16 protein-coding genes and 1 tRNA gene are annotated in these 16,065 nt (G+C 60.1%); 12 read left to right on the top strand and 5 right to left on the bottom strand.

Annotated elements, in window-relative coordinates:
• Positions 1-73 precede the first annotated feature (73 nt).
• Positions 74-880, top strand: coding sequence for a ZIP family metal transporter (locus A4G99_RS04345; RefSeq protein ID WP_066139879.1), 807 nt, complete (start codon positions 74-76; stop codon positions 878-880).
• Here A4G99_RS04345 and A4G99_RS04340 read toward each other — a convergent pair.
• Positions 877-2,340: a glycosyltransferase gene (locus A4G99_RS04340; protein ID WP_066139876.1), complete on the bottom strand. Its 1,464-nt coding sequence runs from the start codon at positions 2,338-2,340 to the stop codon at positions 877-879. The two genes, A4G99_RS04345 and A4G99_RS04340, sit on opposite strands and share 4 nt — an antisense overlap.
• A gap of 302 nt (positions 2,341-2,642) precedes the next feature.
• Between A4G99_RS04340 and A4G99_RS04335 the strand changes: the two genes are divergently transcribed.
• From A4G99_RS04335 to A4G99_RS04320, 4 genes are read left to right on the top strand one after another with little or no spacing between them, the layout of a single operon-like run.
• Entirely contained in the window at positions 2,643-3,365 is a 723-nt protein-coding gene (locus A4G99_RS04335; protein WP_066139873.1) for a hypothetical protein, read from the top strand.
• Positions 3,362-3,700, top strand: a complete 339-nt coding sequence (locus tag A4G99_RS04330; RefSeq protein ID WP_066139870.1) for a hypothetical protein — start codon at positions 3,362-3,364, stop codon at positions 3,698-3,700. The genes A4G99_RS04335 and A4G99_RS04330 overlap by 4 nt, the downstream gene beginning before the upstream one ends.
• Entirely contained in the window at positions 3,697-4,440 is a 744-nt protein-coding gene (locus A4G99_RS04325; RefSeq protein WP_066139867.1) for a hypothetical protein, read from the top strand. Before A4G99_RS04330 ends, A4G99_RS04325 begins: the two co-directional genes overlap by 4 nt.
• Before the next feature lie 44 nt (positions 4,441-4,484).
• Positions 4,485-5,219, top strand: a complete 735-nt coding sequence (locus tag A4G99_RS04320) for a hypothetical protein (protein WP_066139863.1) — start codon at positions 4,485-4,487, stop codon at positions 5,217-5,219.
• Between the two features lie 31 nt (positions 5,220-5,250).
• Here the strand turns inward: A4G99_RS04320 and A4G99_RS04315 are convergent, their stop codons facing one another.
• Positions 5,251-5,931, bottom strand: coding sequence for an SOS response-associated peptidase (locus A4G99_RS04315; protein WP_066139861.1), 681 nt, complete (start codon positions 5,929-5,931; stop codon positions 5,251-5,253).
• Between the two features lie 67 nt (positions 5,932-5,998).
• Positions 5,999-7,165 (bottom strand): CBS domain-containing protein, encoded by a 1,167-nt coding sequence (locus A4G99_RS04310; protein WP_066139858.1) that lies wholly within the window; start codon positions 7,163-7,165, stop codon positions 5,999-6,001.
• Between the two features lie 95 nt (positions 7,166-7,260).
• Here A4G99_RS04310 and A4G99_RS04305 point away from each other — a divergent pair, with 95 nt between their 5' ends.
• Together A4G99_RS04305 and A4G99_RS04300 are read left to right on the top strand one after the other, a co-directional pair.
• The gene (locus A4G99_RS04305) at positions 7,261-8,472 is read left to right on the top strand and encodes an RNA-guided endonuclease TnpB family protein (protein ID WP_066139854.1); all 1,212 of its coding nucleotides are present in this window, start codon (positions 7,261-7,263) and stop codon (positions 8,470-8,472) included.
• Between the two features lie 24 nt (positions 8,473-8,496).
• A complete protein-coding gene (locus A4G99_RS04300) occupies positions 8,497-8,859 on the top strand; it encodes a cupin domain-containing protein (protein ID WP_066139852.1) in 363 nt (120 codons plus the stop codon).
• Here the strand turns inward: A4G99_RS04300 and A4G99_RS25690 are convergent.
• A complete protein-coding gene (locus A4G99_RS25690) occupies positions 8,856-9,032 on the bottom strand; it encodes a hypothetical protein (RefSeq protein ID WP_190303684.1) in 177 nt (58 codons plus the stop codon). The genes A4G99_RS04300 and A4G99_RS25690 overlap by 4 nt on opposite strands.
• Before the next feature lie 240 nt (positions 9,033-9,272).
• Between A4G99_RS25690 and A4G99_RS04295 the strand changes: the two genes are divergently transcribed.
• Together A4G99_RS04295 and A4G99_RS04290 are read left to right on the top strand one after the other, a co-directional pair.
• Positions 9,273-11,327, top strand: coding sequence for a DEAD/DEAH box helicase (locus tag A4G99_RS04295; protein WP_066139849.1), 2,055 nt, complete (start codon positions 9,273-9,275; stop codon positions 11,325-11,327).
• A 51-nt stretch (positions 11,328-11,378) separates the two neighbouring features.
• Positions 11,379-11,451, top strand: a tRNA-Pro gene (locus A4G99_RS04290).
• Positions 11,452-11,545: 94 nt separating this feature from the next.
• On the opposite strand, the gene A4G99_RS04285 is transcribed toward A4G99_RS04290, so the two are convergent.
• Positions 11,546-11,779 carry a hypothetical protein gene (locus A4G99_RS04285; protein WP_223301715.1) on the bottom strand — a complete coding sequence of 78 codons (234 nt, stop codon included), beginning with the start codon at positions 11,777-11,779 and terminating at the stop codon, positions 11,546-11,548.
• A gap of 233 nt (positions 11,780-12,012) precedes the next feature.
• Here A4G99_RS04285 and A4G99_RS04280 point away from each other — a divergent pair, with 233 nt between their 5' ends.
• The 3 genes from A4G99_RS04280 to A4G99_RS28565 are packed head-to-tail and all read left to right on the top strand — an operon-like array spanning position 12,013 to position 16,064.
• On the top strand, positions 12,013-12,333 hold the full coding sequence (locus tag A4G99_RS04280; protein WP_190303683.1) for a helix-turn-helix domain-containing protein: 321 nt from the start codon (positions 12,013-12,015) through the stop codon (positions 12,331-12,333).
• Between the two features lie 48 nt (positions 12,334-12,381).
• Positions 12,382-15,213 carry an LAGLIDADG family homing endonuclease gene (locus A4G99_RS04275; protein ID WP_082837702.1) on the top strand — a complete coding sequence of 944 codons (2,832 nt, stop codon included), beginning with the start codon at positions 12,382-12,384 and terminating at the stop codon, positions 15,211-15,213.
• Positions 15,177-16,064 (top strand): minichromosome maintenance protein MCM, encoded by an 888-nt coding sequence (locus tag A4G99_RS28565; protein WP_082837701.1) that lies wholly within the window; start codon positions 15,177-15,179, stop codon positions 16,062-16,064. Before A4G99_RS04275 ends, A4G99_RS28565 begins: the two co-directional genes overlap by 37 nt.
• The last annotated feature ends 1 nt before the right edge of the window (position 16,065 follow it).

Genomic DNA, 16,065 nt, shown 5'->3' with positions numbered 1-16,065 from the left:
TCGTCCGGTAGAAATCTTAGGTCGGCCAAAAACGGCAGAAAGCCCTACAAGTTCGTAGTTCAAACGAACGTACATGAATGGGGGACCATACGTACTCGTCTTCGTCGCAGGACTGATCGCGGCGTTCGGGACGAGTCTCGGGGCAGTTCCGTTGTTTTGGGTCGATGACATCGGGGACAAGCTCGATGTTGGCCTCTGGGGGTTCGCCGGGGGATTGATGGCGTCCGCGTCGGTGTTCGGACTGCTGTTCGAAGCGTACAAGAAAAACAGCGGGTGGCTGCTCGTCGGTGCGGGCATCGTCTGTGGAATCCTCCTCGTGATTTTCGCACACTACGTGGTGGACCGCTACGGACCGGATTTCCAACCGGAGGACATCGCGCAGGGGGATTTCCAGACCATCCTCAATATCCTGCTGGTCCTGTTCGTCCACAGTTTCCCGGAGGGACTCGCCATCGGCGTCTCCTTCGCCGAACTCAATCACACGGGCGGGATTCACATCCTCGGGTTTACCGTCCCCCTCGTCGCCATCGCCATCACGGGATCGTTGGCGATTCACAACTTCCCGGAGGGGTTGGCGACAGCGATTCCGATACACGACGTGGACGGTATCGGAAACGGACGCATGTGGGGGGCAGCGTTCTTCACGAGTCTTCCACAGCCGATCGGGGCAGTCATCGCGTTCTACTTCGTCCGATTGGCACAGCAGTTCCTCGGCTTCGGATACGGATTCGCGGCAGGATCGATGCTGTACCTCGTCATCGGCGACGTGCTGCCGGAAGGACTGGAGGCCGGTGAAAGCCTCTCGAACCCGACGTGGTACCTGTCGGCTGGCGTCATCGTCGGATTCGTCGTGTTCATCCCGCTGGTGTTCGTCCTCTAACGGACGAGCAGTCCGAGGGTTTCCAGCCAACGAGTCACCTGCTCGAACACGAGGTAGTTGTCCGTGACGTGCCGCTGGGCGCTGTACGACCAGTCGTCCCATTTGTCGGCGGCTTCGAGCACCGAATCGAGCGTTTCGGCGACCGATGCCGGGTCGCCGGAGTCCGGCACCAATCGGCCGTCCTTGCCGTCGCGGATCTGTGCGGTGATGCCGCCGGTGTCGGAACCCATCAGTACCGCCCGCTTCCACATGGCTTCCGTCACCGTGAGGCCGAATCCCTCCTGAAGTGAGTTCTGGGCGACGACCGTCGAACACCGCTGGAGGGCGTTGATGACCAGCGCGCTCTCGTGCTGGTCGGGCGGCATGACGATGACGGCGGCATCGTCCCGTAGTTCGGGATCGAGGGCGAGCCACTCCTCCTCCAAGTTTTCGAGCGCCGCCCGCCCTTCCGGGTCGTCGGCGACCGACGACGGGTCGGGACCGACGAGGAGGAGTCGTGCGTTCTCGATTCGCTCCCGATGGTCGTCCGAGCGGGAGGAGTCGGCCGCCGACCGGGCGTCGCGCTTCAGTTCGGCGAAGCCACGCAGCAGCGGGACGAACCCTTTAAGGCTGTCCCATCGCGAAATCTGACAGATGGTTGGACGGAAGAGCAAGCCGATATCGGCCGGTTCTGTCGCGGGAGCGAACGAGCCGTCGGCCTGCAACCGCCGGGCGGGTTGGCCGAACTGTTCGACCGGGTGACCGGTGTCGATGAGGTCCGCCCGTGCCAGCACCGTGGCGACTTCTTGGGGCTTCATACGGCGGTTTTTCGCGCTGAACGGGTCGATTGCGGGAGGAATGATGTCCGCGTCGGTCGCCAAAAAGTCGGGGACGTACGCTGGAAGCGTGAAGACGGTGCGATCGTAGTCGCTTATCCACGGCTCCAAGAACTCCCACGCAGTCCGTGATTTCTCCGAGTGCTCCTCGGATCCGATGTGACAGCGCCAGACGGCGGGAACGCCGAGTTCTTCGACGACCATCGCACCCGCCGCGAGCGGTTGTGGGTCGTGAACGACGAGGACGTCGTCCGGAGCGATACGCTCCGCGAGTTCGTCGGCCACCGACCGACTCGTCGCCTCGTAAATCTCCCGTTCGTGGTCCACGAGTTCGGGGTCACCCGCACCGTGGAGCAGGTTGTGAATCTCCTTCGTGAACTCGAAGAATACGGGCTCGTCGACGTCGATGACCGCCCACTTCGCATCGACACCGAGCGCACGGGACAGGCTAACCAGTTTCGGCATCATCTCCGCCACACCCCCGCCGCTGGCCGTCGAATTCACCATCCAAACGGTGCGCCCGTCGAGTGCGGCGACGTCGTCGGTGACCGCGTTCTGCATCGCTTCGACGGAATTTCGCAACACCGTATCCGTCGCGTACTCCGCCATCGTATGTTCTACGTCGATGTCGATGAGCTGAATCATTGGTACCGCCAGGGCAGTATGTGAGATGACAGCACACCGTAAACGAGTTTTGTTCGAAATCTGTCAGTCGGAATTACCGAATCGAGCGCGCTCGTTCGGAGAAACGCAGAACAGGTAGGGAATTCGAGGAACATCCCGGTCAAGATTAGTGCTCGTGTTTATTTTTCCAAAAAAACGTTCGAATATATCATTCTGAGAGCGTCCGAATTTGCACCTAAAACCGCCAGAGAGCGTCCGAACCCCTCGGCAAAAGGCCAGAATGGCTTAGTAAAACCATCGGGATTCAATTTACGTTGGTTACCATGACAGAAATAGCTGAGCAGGATGACACTTTCCGTGCTGACGAAGACGCCGACGAGCACGTCCGGAACGAAGGGCGATTGTTGACCGACGGTGGGGAGAAGGAAGACGGGGAGGAAACGACCGAGGAAGGAAACGAGGAGGAATCGTCGGAGGAAGGAGAAGAGCAGTCCGAGGAGTCACAGGAGGAGACGGGAGAATCACAGGAGGGGACGGAAGAAACACAGGCGGACGGCGAAGAGGACAGCGAGGGAGAATCGGAAGGGGACGGGGAGAGCGGCGAGTACGGCTATCGGGAGGACGAGGGGACGACGGTGTTGTATCTCGACCTCGAAGGACTGTTTCTCGACCTGCTCGGCCTCGAAGTGGACCTCAACGAAGTCGAGTTGGACGTCTCCGCGGTCAGCGGTCCCGGTCGGCTGTTGGGGAACTTGCTCTCCGGCGTCGGGAATCTACTCGGCGGTGGCTCGGGAGGATTGCTGGAGAACCTGATCGGTGGGAGCCTCTTCGAGGGACTACTCGGCGGCGACGAGGACTCCGACGAGGAGTCCGAGGACGGTTCGGGTCGCGTTTCGTCGGCGATGGAGTCGGCCGGTGAGTCGATGCGCGACGCGTTGTCCGACATCCCGCTCGACGAACTGCTCACGACGCTCCTCAAGGAAATCATCGACCAGATGTTCGGCGACGACTCCGAGGAGGAGTCCGGAGACGAGTCCGGAGCATGAGCGACGAGAGTTCGTCGCTCGGCGTCGGCGACGCCATCCGGAACATCGATATGGACGAGGTGTTCGCGGACACGTCGCTCGATGAGGGAGTGGCAGACGACGCCTCCGTTGAGTCGCTCGGTTCGACCATCGGGGAGTTCGTCGGTCGCAACCTCGGCGCGTGGCTCGGCGGAGTTCTCGGCGCTCTGGTACTGGACTCGCTTCTCGATACCCCATCCGAAGGCGAAGCGGACGACGACGAGGAAAGCGATTCGTCGGGCAGCCAAGACGAGGGCGAAACGAGCGAGGAATCCGAGAGCGAAGACGACGCGGACGATGGTGGTGAGACCGAATGAGCGACACACCCGACCCGAAGGAAGCGATCACCGACGAACTGTCCGACCAGGTCGACGTCGGTTCGCTGGTGAAGGGCGAGAGCGTCGGCGACCAAGTCGACGGGGAATCGCTGGGGCGGTCGTTCGGCGAATCCGTCGGCGCGCTCGCGGGGCGCAAACTCGGCAGCCTCGCGGCCGGTCGGCTTCGCTCCAAGCTACCGTTTCGGAGCGGTGACGACGAAAGCCAGTCACTGCTCGGCCGTCTCGCCAGCGCGTTCGTCGTGGCCCTCGGCAAGACGCTGCGCAAGCCGCAGTTTCGAGACCCCATCGAGAGTTCGCTTCGAGAGTACGCCGAAAAGCGGGAAGCGACCGAGACGCTGGACGATGCGAAGGAGACCACCGAGGAAGTGGTGGAATCGCTCGGCGAGGACGAGGACGAAGGCGAGGAGTCCGATGAAAAGGAGTCCGATGAAAAGGAGTCCGACGAGGGAGGTACCGACGCCGCCGATGTCGATTTGAACCCCGACGACGTGCAAGCCATTCGAGAGGAGACCTACCGTGAACTCCTCGAAACGATGGACTACTCCGAACTGCAGTCCGTCGCGAAGGAAGTCGACGTGAAGGCCAATCTCGGCCGCGACGAGATGGTCGATGCCATCGTCGAGCAGTTCAATGACGGGGAGGAAGACGAAGCGGCGGACGCGGAGGACGGCGAAGAAGGAGATGGAACGGACGAGAACGACACCGGCGATGAGGAATAGAACGCACTGCGGCCGAAGATACCCCACGAACGCCCACTGAAACGATGACAAACGACGACCCAGACCTCGAACGACGCCTCGAAGACGGGATGGAGGAGATTCGGTCGACGCTCGACGCCACCGACGGTGACGAGTTGTCGGATGAAGCGGGAGAATCCGTTCGCGAGCGCGCCGATGCCGTCGCCGAAGCGGTGTCCGATGCATCGCTCGGCGAACTGCTCACGGCGTCCGGATTCGAGAACGACTCGGAAGACGTGACGCCAGCGGACCTCCCGATGCTGATGCAGGACGCCGACGCCGACGCGGTGCTCTCGCTTCGACACCTGTTGGAGATGGCCGACCTCTCGGACGAATGGTCGAACCTCGACGCCGAGGGGCGACTCGAACGCCTCGAACGCATCGGGGAGGACGAAACGGAGGACGACGGCAACAGGAGCGTGAGCGACCTGCTGTCGTCGGTATTCTCGCTGGGGAGTTCGGACGAGACAGAAAACGCGGACGGCACGGCTGACGACGGGGAAGAGAGCGACGAAAGCGAATTCCTCTCGACCGAGGACGCCGTCGAGGAGTTCAGTTCCCTGTTCGGCAGGCTCAAAGGGGATGAGGAGGCGGAGGACGACGCCGACGAGGTGGATGACGATGAGGACGGGGCGGAGGATGAAGAGGACGACGGTGGCCCCGGTCGAGGAGGTGCGACGGACATGTACTCCACGATGCCGTCCTCCCGGTCGGACATGGGAAGCAGAAAGCGCCACTCGACGGTTCGCAAAAAGAGCTGAGGCGGGGCGATACGCGATTTTTTCGGCTCGGTTACGCGAAATCCCCGAGACCCGTCTGTGCGTCCTCGTCGGCGACGACTTCCTCCACGACGTCCGGCGAGTCGTTGGCCGGGTTGTTGACTTTCGTGGAGACCGGATAGGAGCGCATTCTCCGGGCCGGGAAGGGATTTAGCACGGAACGTAGTTCGTCCTCGTCGCCGTCGAGCCACGTCGTCTCTTCCTCGGGTGCGAGGATGACAGGCATGCGGTGGTGGATTTCGCCGACGACGTCGTTGGGTTCCGTGGTGACGACGGTGAACGAAGTTTTGTGTTCCCCATTCTGCCATGGCTCCCACAACCCGGCCATCGCGAACGGCTTCCCGTCCGTTCTGGTCATTCGATACGGTTGCTTTCCCGTCGGCGTCTTCTTCCAGTCGTAAAAGCCGTCGGCGAGCACGAGACACCGACGTTCGCGGTAGGCGTCGCGGAAGCTCGGTTTGTCCGAAAGCGTCTCGGCGCGGGCGTTGATGTGTCCGCCGCCGAACTCGTCGGCCCACTGGGGCACCAATCCCCAGGTCGGGAAGCTGATTTCCTCGGGCGCGTCGTTACGGACGACGGGGTGTGCCTGCCCCGGCGCGACGTTGTACCGCGGACGGATTTCCCGGACCGGCGTGGCGTCGAACCGGTCTTTGAGTTCGTCCTGCGGCGCGAAGAGTGAGAGGCGTCCACACATACCTACTACTCGGCGAGGAGCGGGGATAAACGCGACGGCAAACAGTGTTTATCGAGAGGTTCGAAGCCTACGATGGCTGTTCGCGGAGGGCGAACTCGTCCTCCGAACGCCCGCTCTTGTTGATGATGTTGAACGCGGTCATCAGGTCAGTGCGAGAGATGATTCCGGCCACGTCGCCGTCGGTACCGATGACGGGAAGCCGACCGATGTTGTTCTGCTGGATCGTTTCGAACGCGTCCATCGCGTCGCTGTCGGCGGGAATCGTCTTCACTTCCGTGGACATCACGTCCCGAACCGTGTAGGCGTCGCGCTCGACTTGCTGCACGCTCCGGGCGTCGTCCAGCGTTATCATGCCGACGAGTTCGCCGTTCTCGATGACCGGGTAGCCGGTGTGGCGCTGGCGGAACATGGTTTCGAGGAGTTCGGCGATGGACGTGTCCGGCGAAACCGTGTGTAGGTCGTCCGCGGTCGTCATCACGTCACGAACCCGAACGTTGCGGAACGTCGCCGAGAGCACCGACTGCTGAGCCTCGCTGGTCGCGCCGATGTAGATGAAGAAGGCGATACCGATGAGGATGATGTTCCCGCCGAACAGGCCAAATATGCCCAACAGGATGGCGAACAGTTTGCCGACCTCGGCCGCGATTTGCGTCGCTTGAGCGAACGGGCGCGTTCGCGCGAGAAGCGCGCGCAGGACGCGTCCGCCGTCCATCGGAAAGCCGGGAAGCAGGTTGAAGGCGGCGAGGACGATGTTCATCAGCGCGAGGTAGCCGAGGACGAACCGAACGGCATCGAAGCCCGACGGAACGACGAAGAGAGCGACAAACGAGAGAACGCCGAGGATGATACTGACGACCGGACCGGCGATGGCGATGAAGAACTCCTCGGACCACTCCTCCGGTTGGTCGGTGAGTCGCGCGATGCCGCCGAAGATCCACAGCGTGATGGAGTCGATGGGATAGCCGTAGTGCATCGAAACGACGGAGTGGCCGAGTTCGTGGAGGATGACGCCCGCGAACAGACCGATCGCGGCGGCGATACCGAGATACCACGGCATCATTCCCGACGAGAGCGGACTGGCGGTTAATCCGAGGCCCCAGAGGTCGTTCAGGATGGTGACCCAGTACGAAACCTGCGTTCCGATGAGCCACGCGAATATGGGGAGGATGAGCAGGAAAGTGAGGTCGAGTTGTATCGGAATGCCGAACGCGCTCCCGATTTTGAAACTTCTCATGGGGGAATATTGCATCTGAGACGCCTTAAACTTCGTCTCGGAGCGGGGAGAGACGTCCCGAAGTATTCAAGGGGGCGCTCTGGGGAGAAAATAGCGTGAGCGGTCCCGAGTATTTCAGGCGAACGGCGGTAACGCGCCTCGCGGTCGAGGCAGACGACCACGAGCGACTGCTGTCGATGGTGCGCGAGTGGAAACGCGGGTGCCAGATCGCGGTCAACGTCGCATGGGGTGTCTGTCACACGCGGAACGAAGTCCAGCAACTGGCGTACGAACCGTTGCGTGAGCGTACCGAGTTGGGAAGCCAGCACGCCGTCCTCGCCACCCACCGCGCCGCCGAAGCCATCAAGCGCGCGCTCGAACGCAGTGACGACGCGGAGAAGCCGGAGTTCACCAGCCCGACCGTCGTCTACGACAGTCGGACGCTGACGCTGTTCGACGACGGGAACATCAGTCTGACCACGACCGGCGACCGCGTTCGCTGTCGCCTCGTGATGCCGGAGGGAAGCTACCAGTCGCAGTATCTGAACGACGATCGATGGGAACCGGCGAAGAGCACGCTTCACTACCGCGACGGGAACTTCGATTTGCATCTCGGCTTCCGACGCCCGCGTCCCGAAGTCGAACTACCGACCGAGGACTCGACCGTCCTCGGCGTCTCCCTCGGCGTCGAAAACCTCGCCGTGACGAGCACGGCGCACTTTTTCTCGGGCGGAGAACTCGCCCACCGACACGCCGAGTTCGCCGACCTCCGTGCCGATCTACGCGAGACGGACACCCGAAGCGCACGACGAACGCTCAGACGGTCCAGCGAACGCATGGGGAACTTCGCCCGGAACGAACTCCACGAGGTCGCGGGCGGTATCGTCTCTGAAGCCGAGGAACACGGTTGTTCGGTCATCGCGTTCGGCGAACTCGAAGGGACACAGGAGACGCTGGAGAAGGCGACCCGGTTCCATCGCCGGACGTTCGAACGGCTGTTCGAGTTCGTCGCGTATCGAGCGGCCGAGCGGGACATCACGGTCGTACAGGTGAATCCCGAATACACGAGTCAGCGTTGTACGTCGTGCGGATTCACACACCCCCAGAATCGGGACGTGGAGAACAACCGGTTCGAGTGTCTGAAATGCGGCAACGAAGCCAACGACGATTACAACGCGGCGAAGAACGTCGGCTTCCGTTGCATCCGACGCGGGCCGCTCTCCTCGCGGGGCGTCGGCGCGAAATACTGTGCGCTGGCATCCGGTCGAGTGACGCCCGACGGCGAGTTCGTGCCGAACGAGGAACTGGAAGCGGTGCAAAAACCTTAGCCCATCGCCTTCGAACGGGCGAGTATGTCCGAACCTATCGTGCGAAACGCGGACGACATCGACTACGAACCCGTCGGGGCCGCCGACGGCATGGCGAAAGGAGTGCTCATCGGCGAGGAACAGGACGCGCCGAACTTCGCCATCCGGCGGTTCACGCTCGAAGCGGGCGCGACAGTGCCCGAACACACGAACGAAGTCGAACACGAACAGTTCGTGCTGGAAGGCGAGTACGTCGTCGGCATCGGTGACGAGGAGTACGAAGTCAGCGCTGGGGATTCACTGTTGATTCCGGCGGGAGTAGTTCACTGGTATCGAAACGAGAGCGACGAACCCGGTGCGTTCATCTGTGCGGTGCCGAACGGGGACGATGAAATTCAGCTCGTCTAACGATATTCGGAGAGCGAGATAACGGCGTCGATGGACGCCGATACCCACGCGGCGTCCCGTCGTGTATCGGTCATTCGAACGAGCGGTCGCTTTCTGTCGGAACCGTCTTCGATTTCGAGGATAACGTCCTCGTCGAAACGCCGTGGGAGTTCTTCTTCTTGCGTGCCTTTCATATGCTACCTTGTAGCGCTACTGCGCTCTGTCCACGGCTACCGGTCGGACCGGCTTTGTTATGAGCCGGTTGTAAAACGGTATTGCGAGAATAACGGCGTTACAGTGCTGTTATTGCCCGGTTGAAGATCGGTAGGGTCACGTTTCTTCGAGTGATGCCACGGTCTATCACGCCGATTTTTCGACCGTGTGTCGCCGTGTCGTTCGAATCGCTGAAATAGCTCCGGTGTGTAGCATGTCTCGTGTCGAAGCAGGCCCAGCAGGTGGAGACGCTCTTCTGTCACGAGACGGATAGGGGCTATCAGGTGGTCGCCCGGCGGGACGGTGAGCGACAGTTCCGCGCCATCCTCGAACTGAAGGAGACGGATGCGGGGCCACGGCCCGCCCGGTTTCTGTTGAAGGACGGATCGAGCGAAAAGCCGCGCAGTCCCGACGAGTTCGTCGAACTCGCGCGAAACGCGAACCGAATCCGAATCTCACAACAGACCTCGTCCGAAGCCCGGAACGAACTGAAGGAAATGCTCGACGGCTACCAACTGGACGCGAAGGCGGTGCGGACGTGTCGGTTGTGTGCCAACAAAGGACGCTATTCGCCGATCAACGGCGAGACGGCCATCGATACGGGCGACGAGTACATCTGTCCCGACTGTGCGACCCGCGAACTGGAGCGGGAACTCTCGTTCAGGGGGAACCTGACCGGTGCCGCACAGGACCGACTCGAAGACCTCCTGCTGGAAGTACAGGACCTGAAACGGATTACGAACCTGCTCAAAGGACGACTCGACCCGGACCTGACGAAGTTCGACGAGATAAGCGCGAACGTCGAGGACATCGAACTGGAGCGGACCGATTCGCTCAGCCTCCACCCCGGCATCCAGAACCTGCTCGAATCGCGGTTCGATACCCTGCTCCCCGTCCAGAGCCTGGCCGTGCAAAACGGCCTCCTCGACGGCGACGACCAACTCGTCGTCAGCGCGACGGCGACCGGAAAGACGCTCGTCGGCGAGATGACGGGATTGGACCGCATGCTGAACGGGAACGGCAAAATGCTCTTTCTCGTGCCCCTCGTCGCGCTGGCGAACCAGAAGCACGAGGACTTCAAGGAGGAGTACGGCGACCTCGCCAACGTCACCATCCGCGTCGGTGCGAGTCGGGTGCGTGACGACGGCAACCACTTCGATCCGAACGCGGACATCATCGTCGGAACCTACGAAGGAATCGACCATGCGCTCCGCACCGGACGGAACCTGGGCGACATCGGAACCGTCGTCATCGACGAAGTCCACACCTTGCAGGAACAGGAGCGCGGTCACCGTCTCGACGGCCTCATCTCGCGGCTGAAATACTACTGCGAGGAACGAGCCGAACAGCACGACGACTACGGCGGCGCACAGTGGGTGTATCTCTCCGCAACCGTGGGGAATCCAAAGGATTTGGCCCAGGGGTTGCGAGCGAACTTGGTCGAGTTCGAGGAGCGCCCGGTCGCGCTGGAGCGCCACGTCACGTTCGCCAGCGGGCAGGAGAAACCGGTCACGGAGAACAAACTCGTCAAACGCGAGTTCGACCGCGAATCCTCACAGGGGTATCGCGGCCAGACCATCATCTTCACCAACTCGCGGCGGCGCTGTCACGAGATTTCCAGAAAGTTGGAGTACAACTCCGCGCCGTACCACGCCGGACTGGATTACGGACGGCGGAAGAAGGTCGAGCGCATGTTTGCGGAGCAGGACCTCGCGGCGGTCGTTACGACGGCCGCACTCGCCGCCGGGGTCGACTTCCCGGCCTCGCAGGTCATCTTCGACTCGCTGGCGATGGGAATCGAGTGGCTCACCGTCCAGGAGTTCCACCAGATGCTCGGCCGTGCGGGGCGGCCCGATTACCACGACCGCGGGAAAGTCTACGTCCTCGTGGAACCCGACGGAAGCTATCACAACAGCATGGAGATGTCCGAGGACGAGGTGGCGTTCAAACTCCTCAAGGGCGAGATGGAGGACGTACACACGCTCTACGACGAGAGCTCCGCGATCGAGGAGACGCTGGCGAACATCACGGTCGGCGGGAAGGCCGCGAAGCGTCTGAACGACCGAATGATCGGCGACGTGCCGACGAAGCACGCGCTCGGCAAACTGCTCGAATACGAGTTCATCCACGGCTTCTCGCCGACCCACCTCGGACGGGTCATCACGAGTCACTTCCTCGCGCCCGACGAGGCGTTCAAAATCCTCGACGGTATCCGAAAGGACAAGGAACCGTTCGAAATCGTCGCCGACCTCGAACTGTTCGGCGAGGACGAATAATCGAAGGCCAAACGAAACGTTTTACAGGGGGAGTGCGCTACTGAAAGGTACGGGATCGTGGGGTAGCTTGGTATCCTTTCGGCCTTGGGTGCCGATAACCCCGGTTCAAATCCGGGCGATCCCATTCTTGGACGACTATACCGTGAGCGACTGCGAGGCGCAAAGCGCCTCGATGCGAACGGCAACGCCGCGAGGGATGCAAGAAAAAGAGTTGAAGCTTATGCTGTCCCTTCGCTCTTTCCAGTCTGTTCGCCGGATGAACTGGAATCAGTCACTTCTCCTTTCAGCATCGATTTGACCTTCTTTCTGAGGACGAGATAGCCGCCGACGGCACCGATACCGAACACGACGGCACCTTTCTTACCGAAGCGCCGATAGCCGAACTTGGCGGCCTTCTTGCCGACAGTGAGTGGTCCGAGTGGTCCAAACATGCCTGTGGGGGTTGCGTTCATGGGGAGGTGCCACGTGTGGTTGCATATGCAAGTTGTTTATGCAAATCGAGTGTTCTTCGGCGGTAGGTATGCGAGATATAATCCCCGGGCGGGTGTTTATAAAATCACCACATAACTTATGCTTTGGTAATACGTAACAGTGTCCTGAGATGGGAAATCTTGGTTCAAAACAGGGAATCGGAGAAATAATCATGCAGTGGTTGAAGCGAAGGCTGTCGAGCGACGAGAGGGAAATGAGTGAACGGAGGGAGGAGTCGGAACAGGAAGAACGAGAGGGACGGTGGACGATGGAGGAGTTCGCGTTCGAAACGGGTCGGACACCGGAGGTGCACGTCACGGAGTTGCTGGCGGCGCGGGACGGCGAAATGCGCCAGCAGGAGATCATCACCGAAACGGGGTGGTCGCGGTCGAGCGTGAGTCGACTGCTGTGCGGGATGGAGGCGGATGGAGAGGTCGTTCGTGTTCGACTCGGGACCGAAAACGTGGTGTATCTCCCCGGATCGATTCCGGAACTAGTCCGGGATTTCGAGTCGGTACCGGTGGCTCACGCTTGACGGTAATTTGCGAAACTTCTTACCCGATCGAGCACCAAAGACCCATGAATGGCTCGCGCGGAAAATACGGAACTGATAGATCGGTTCGAGCAGTTCTATCGGCGATACTACAGCGACCAGATCGGGGATCTGGCCCAGCAGTATCCCAACGAAAAGCGTTCGTTGCACGTCGATTGGGATGACCTCTACCGATACGATGCGGACATCGCCGACGACTATCTCGCCCAACCACAGCAGTTACAGGAGTACGCCGAGGAAGCGCTCCGTCTGTACGACCTTCCCGTAGACGTGAGTCTCGGGCAAGCGCACGTCCGCCTTCGTGGACTGCCGGAACACACGGATATCCGCGCGATCCGTGCCCGGCACGTCAACACGATGGTGAGCGTACAAGGAATCGTCCGCAAGGCGACCGGCGTGCGACCGAAGATTCAGGAAGCAGCGTTCGAATGTCAACGCTGTGGAACGCTAACGCACATCCCGCAGGCGGGTGGAGACTTTCAAGAACCGCACGAATGTCAGGGCTGTGAACGGCAAGGACCGTTTCGCATCAACTTCGACCAGTCCGAGTTCATCGACTCGCAGAAGATTCGCGTCCAAGAGAGTCCGGAAGGGCTTCGCGGCGGTGAAACTCCACAGAGCATCGACATCCACATCGAGGACGACATCACGGGACAGGTTTCCCCCGGAGACCACGTCATCGTGACGGGAATACTCCACCTCGAACAGCAAGGGAACGGCCAGGAGAAGTCCGCCGTCTTCGACGTCTACATGGACGGTGTCTCGGTCGAAATCGAGGACGAGGAGTTCGAGGACATGGACATCACCGACGAGGACAAACAGGAAATCATCGAACTCTCGAACGAGGGTGACATCTACGAGCAGATGGTCGAATCCATCGCCCCGGCCATCTACGGCTACGAGCAGGAGAAGTTGGCGATGATCCTCCAGTTGTTCTCCGGTGTGACCAAGCACCTCCCCGACGGGTCGCGAATTCGCGGCGACCTGCACATGCTTTTAATCGGTGACCCTGGTACGGGTAAATGTGTTAAAGGGGACACGAACGTCACGCTTGCAGACGGTCGTGAAGTCCGGATTCGAGAACTCGTAGAAGAGAATCTGAGTGACCCGAAACCGATAGACGACGGCGTTTACGATGAGGTTGATATCACGGTGCCATCGATGCAAGACGATGGGACGGTTGGGGAACAGCACGCAACGAAGGTGTGGAAACGAGAAGCGCCGGAAACGATGTACCGAGTTCGCACCGAAAGCGGAACGGAACTCGAAATAACTCCTTCACATCCGTTGTTCGTACAATCCAATGGGGAGTTCATAGCGGAGCGGGCGGAGCAATTGAAAGATGGAGATTTCATCGCAACTCCGAGAAAGATACCAACCGAATCCAACGATGAACTCGATGTCGAGTACCGCCGGTCCAAATCGCATAACGCAATTCGGCTCGATCCTCCGGAGAAATGGACTCCATCTCTCGCACGGCTGATCGGCTATATCATCGCAGAAGGGTACGTCGAGCTTCGAGAGAACAACACTGGATTCGTGTCGATCACGAACAACGACGCCGAGATACTAGAGGATGCGTGCGATGCACTCGACCGGCTAAAGCTGAATTACACGATCCGAGAGTCACACGACGGAAAGTCGGCGAAAGAGGTGATGTGTTCCTCCGGCGAGTTCGTGAGTTTCCTCCGGAGCTTCGAACCATCGATTCTAGAGTCATCCTCGAACCAACGAGTTCCGGACGCGCTCATGCGAGCAAGTTCGGAAGTCAAACAGGCGTTCCTGAAAGCGTACATCGATTCGGAGTGCCACGTTTCGGTGACACAGAGGGAAATTACAGTCGCATCGACAAGCGAGATACTACTGGAAAACGTTCGAAGTCTGTTACTCGCGGAGGGAATCGAGACATCGCTCCAAGAACGCAAAAACGGGAGCTATCGGCTTCGGATCGGTGGAAAACAGTTCGAAACGTACGTCGAGAACATCGGATTCGTTACCGATAGAAAACCGCTCACAGCAATGGAGTTTGACGGGACGATCGGTAATACGAACCGCGATGTAATTCCAGTTACGTCTGACGAACTTCAAACAGTACGGGAGTCACTCGCACTATCGCAGTTTGACTGTGGTGTGCCGCGGACGACGTATCAACACTACGAACGGGGCGATAGAAATCCCAGTCGAACCAGTCTCGAAAAAGTAGTTACGGCGTTCGAAACCAGGTGCGATTGGCTTGCAGATGTCAGAAGGCGGATCGAAAATGGGAACTGGGACGAAATCAGCGCCGTCCGTGACGAGTTAGATATCTCGCAGAAGGAATTGTCCGACGAGATGTCTGTTACGCAGACGGCCATCAGTTACTATGAACGAAACGCGGTCGCTCCGGATGGCGGGCACGTTGCTGATGCGAAGGAAGTCGTTCTCGATCGAATCGACGAAGCACTGGAAGTCACGGGGGATGTGAATGCGCTACGTCGGCTAGCCGAGAGCGATATCTCGTGGGACAAAATCGAATCCGTCGAAGAACTCACACCTGAGTACGAGTGGGTGTACGACCTCGAAATCGAAGGGACGCACAACTATCTCACGAACAACATCGTCTCACATAACTCCCAGATGTTGTCATATATACAACATATTGCGCCGCGTTCCGTCTACACCTCCGGGAAGGGTTCGTCCTCGGCAGGGCTGACGGCGGCGGCGGTCCGCGACGACTTCGGGGACGGCCAGCAGTGGACGCTCGAAGCCGGTGCGCTCGTCCTCGCGGACAAGGGTATCGCGGCGGTGGACGAGTTGGACAAGATGCGTCCGGAGGACGTTCCGCGATGCACGAGGGACTGGAACAGCAGAAGATCAGCGTGAGCAAAGCCGGGATCAACGCGACGTTAAAATCCCGTTGTTCGCTTCTGGGCGCAGCGAACCCGAAGTACGGGCGGTTCGACCAGTACGAATCCATCGCCGAACAGATCAACCTCGAACCGGCGCTCATCTCACGGTTCGACCTGATTTTTACGGTGACGGACAAACCGGACCCGGATCACGACTCACAACTCGCGGAACACATCCTTCAGACCAACTTCGCGGGCGAGTTGAACACACAGCGAACCGAAATCAACGCGCCGAACATCACGGAAGAGCAGGTCAACAGCCAGACCGAGGAGGTGGCTCCGGCCATCGACGCCGAACTCCTGCGGAAGTACATCGCCTATTCGAAATCGAACGTCTATCCGACGATGAGTACGGAGGCCCAGCAGGCGATTCAAGACTTCTACGTGGATTTACGGTCGAAAGGGGTGGACGAGGACGCGCCGATTCCGGTCACGGCCCGAAAACTGGAGGCACTCGTCCGCCTCGCCGAGGCGAGCGCACGCGTTCGACTTTCGGATACGGTCGAACAGGAGGACGCCGATCGCGTCATCGAAATCGCTCGGTCCTGTATGCAAGATATCGGCGTGGACCCCGAAACCGGGCAGTTCGACGCCGACGTGGTGGAAACGGGAACCTCGAAAACGCAACGGGATCGAATCAAGAACATCAAACAGCTCATTGCGAGTATCGAGGAGGAGTACGACGATGGCGCACCGGTCGATGTCGTCCTCGATCGGGCGGAAGAGATCAACATGGACCCGTCGAAGGCGGAACACGAGATCGACAAGCTGAAACAGAAAGGGGAGGTCTACGAGCCATCGACGAATCATCTTCGAACGACGTAAG

It is taken from the genome of Haladaptatus sp. R4 (genome assembly GCF_001625445.1).
Taxonomy (GTDB): Archaea; Halobacteriota; Halobacteria; order Halobacteriales; family Haladaptataceae; genus Haladaptatus.
Note: the sequence above shows the minus strand (reverse complement) of the source record. Positions and strands in the feature narration are given on the sequence as shown.

Coding starts and splice junctions, on each gene's coding strand:
- A4G99_RS04280 (WP_190303683.1), top strand. CDS start 12,013: ATGAGTGAACGGAGGGAGGAGTCGGAACAGGAAGAACGAGAGGGACGG.
- A4G99_RS04325 (WP_066139867.1), top strand. CDS start 3,697: ATGAGCGACACACCCGACCCGAAGGAAGCGATCACCGACGAACTGTCC.
- A4G99_RS04285 (WP_223301715.1), bottom strand. CDS start 11,779: ATGAACGCAACCCCCACAGGCATGTTTGGACCACTCGGACCACTCACT.
- A4G99_RS04340 (WP_066139876.1), bottom strand. CDS start 2,340: ATGATTCAGCTCATCGACATCGACGTAGAACATACGATGGCGGAGTAC.
- A4G99_RS04320 (WP_066139863.1), top strand. CDS start 4,485: ATGACAAACGACGACCCAGACCTCGAACGACGCCTCGAAGACGGGATG.
- A4G99_RS04345 (WP_066139879.1), top strand. CDS start 74: ATGAATGGGGGACCATACGTACTCGTCTTCGTCGCAGGACTGATCGCG.
- A4G99_RS04300 (WP_066139852.1), top strand. CDS start 8,497: ATGTCCGAACCTATCGTGCGAAACGCGGACGACATCGACTACGAACCC.
- A4G99_RS25690 (WP_190303684.1), bottom strand. CDS start 9,032: ATGAAAGGCACGCAAGAAGAAGAACTCCCACGGCGTTTCGACGAGGAC.
- A4G99_RS28565 (WP_082837701.1), top strand. CDS start 15,177: ATGCACGAGGGACTGGAACAGCAGAAGATCAGCGTGAGCAAAGCCGGG.
- A4G99_RS04330 (WP_066139870.1), top strand. CDS start 3,362: ATGAGCGACGAGAGTTCGTCGCTCGGCGTCGGCGACGCCATCCGGAAC.
- A4G99_RS04315 (WP_066139861.1), bottom strand. CDS start 5,931: ATGTGTGGACGCCTCTCACTCTTCGCGCCGCAGGACGAACTCAAAGAC.
- A4G99_RS04310 (WP_066139858.1), bottom strand. CDS start 7,165: ATGAGAAGTTTCAAAATCGGGAGCGCGTTCGGCATTCCGATACAACTC.
- A4G99_RS04275 (WP_082837702.1), top strand. CDS start 12,382: ATGGCTCGCGCGGAAAATACGGAACTGATAGATCGGTTCGAGCAGTTC.
- A4G99_RS04335 (WP_066139873.1), top strand. CDS start 2,643: ATGACAGAAATAGCTGAGCAGGATGACACTTTCCGTGCTGACGAAGAC.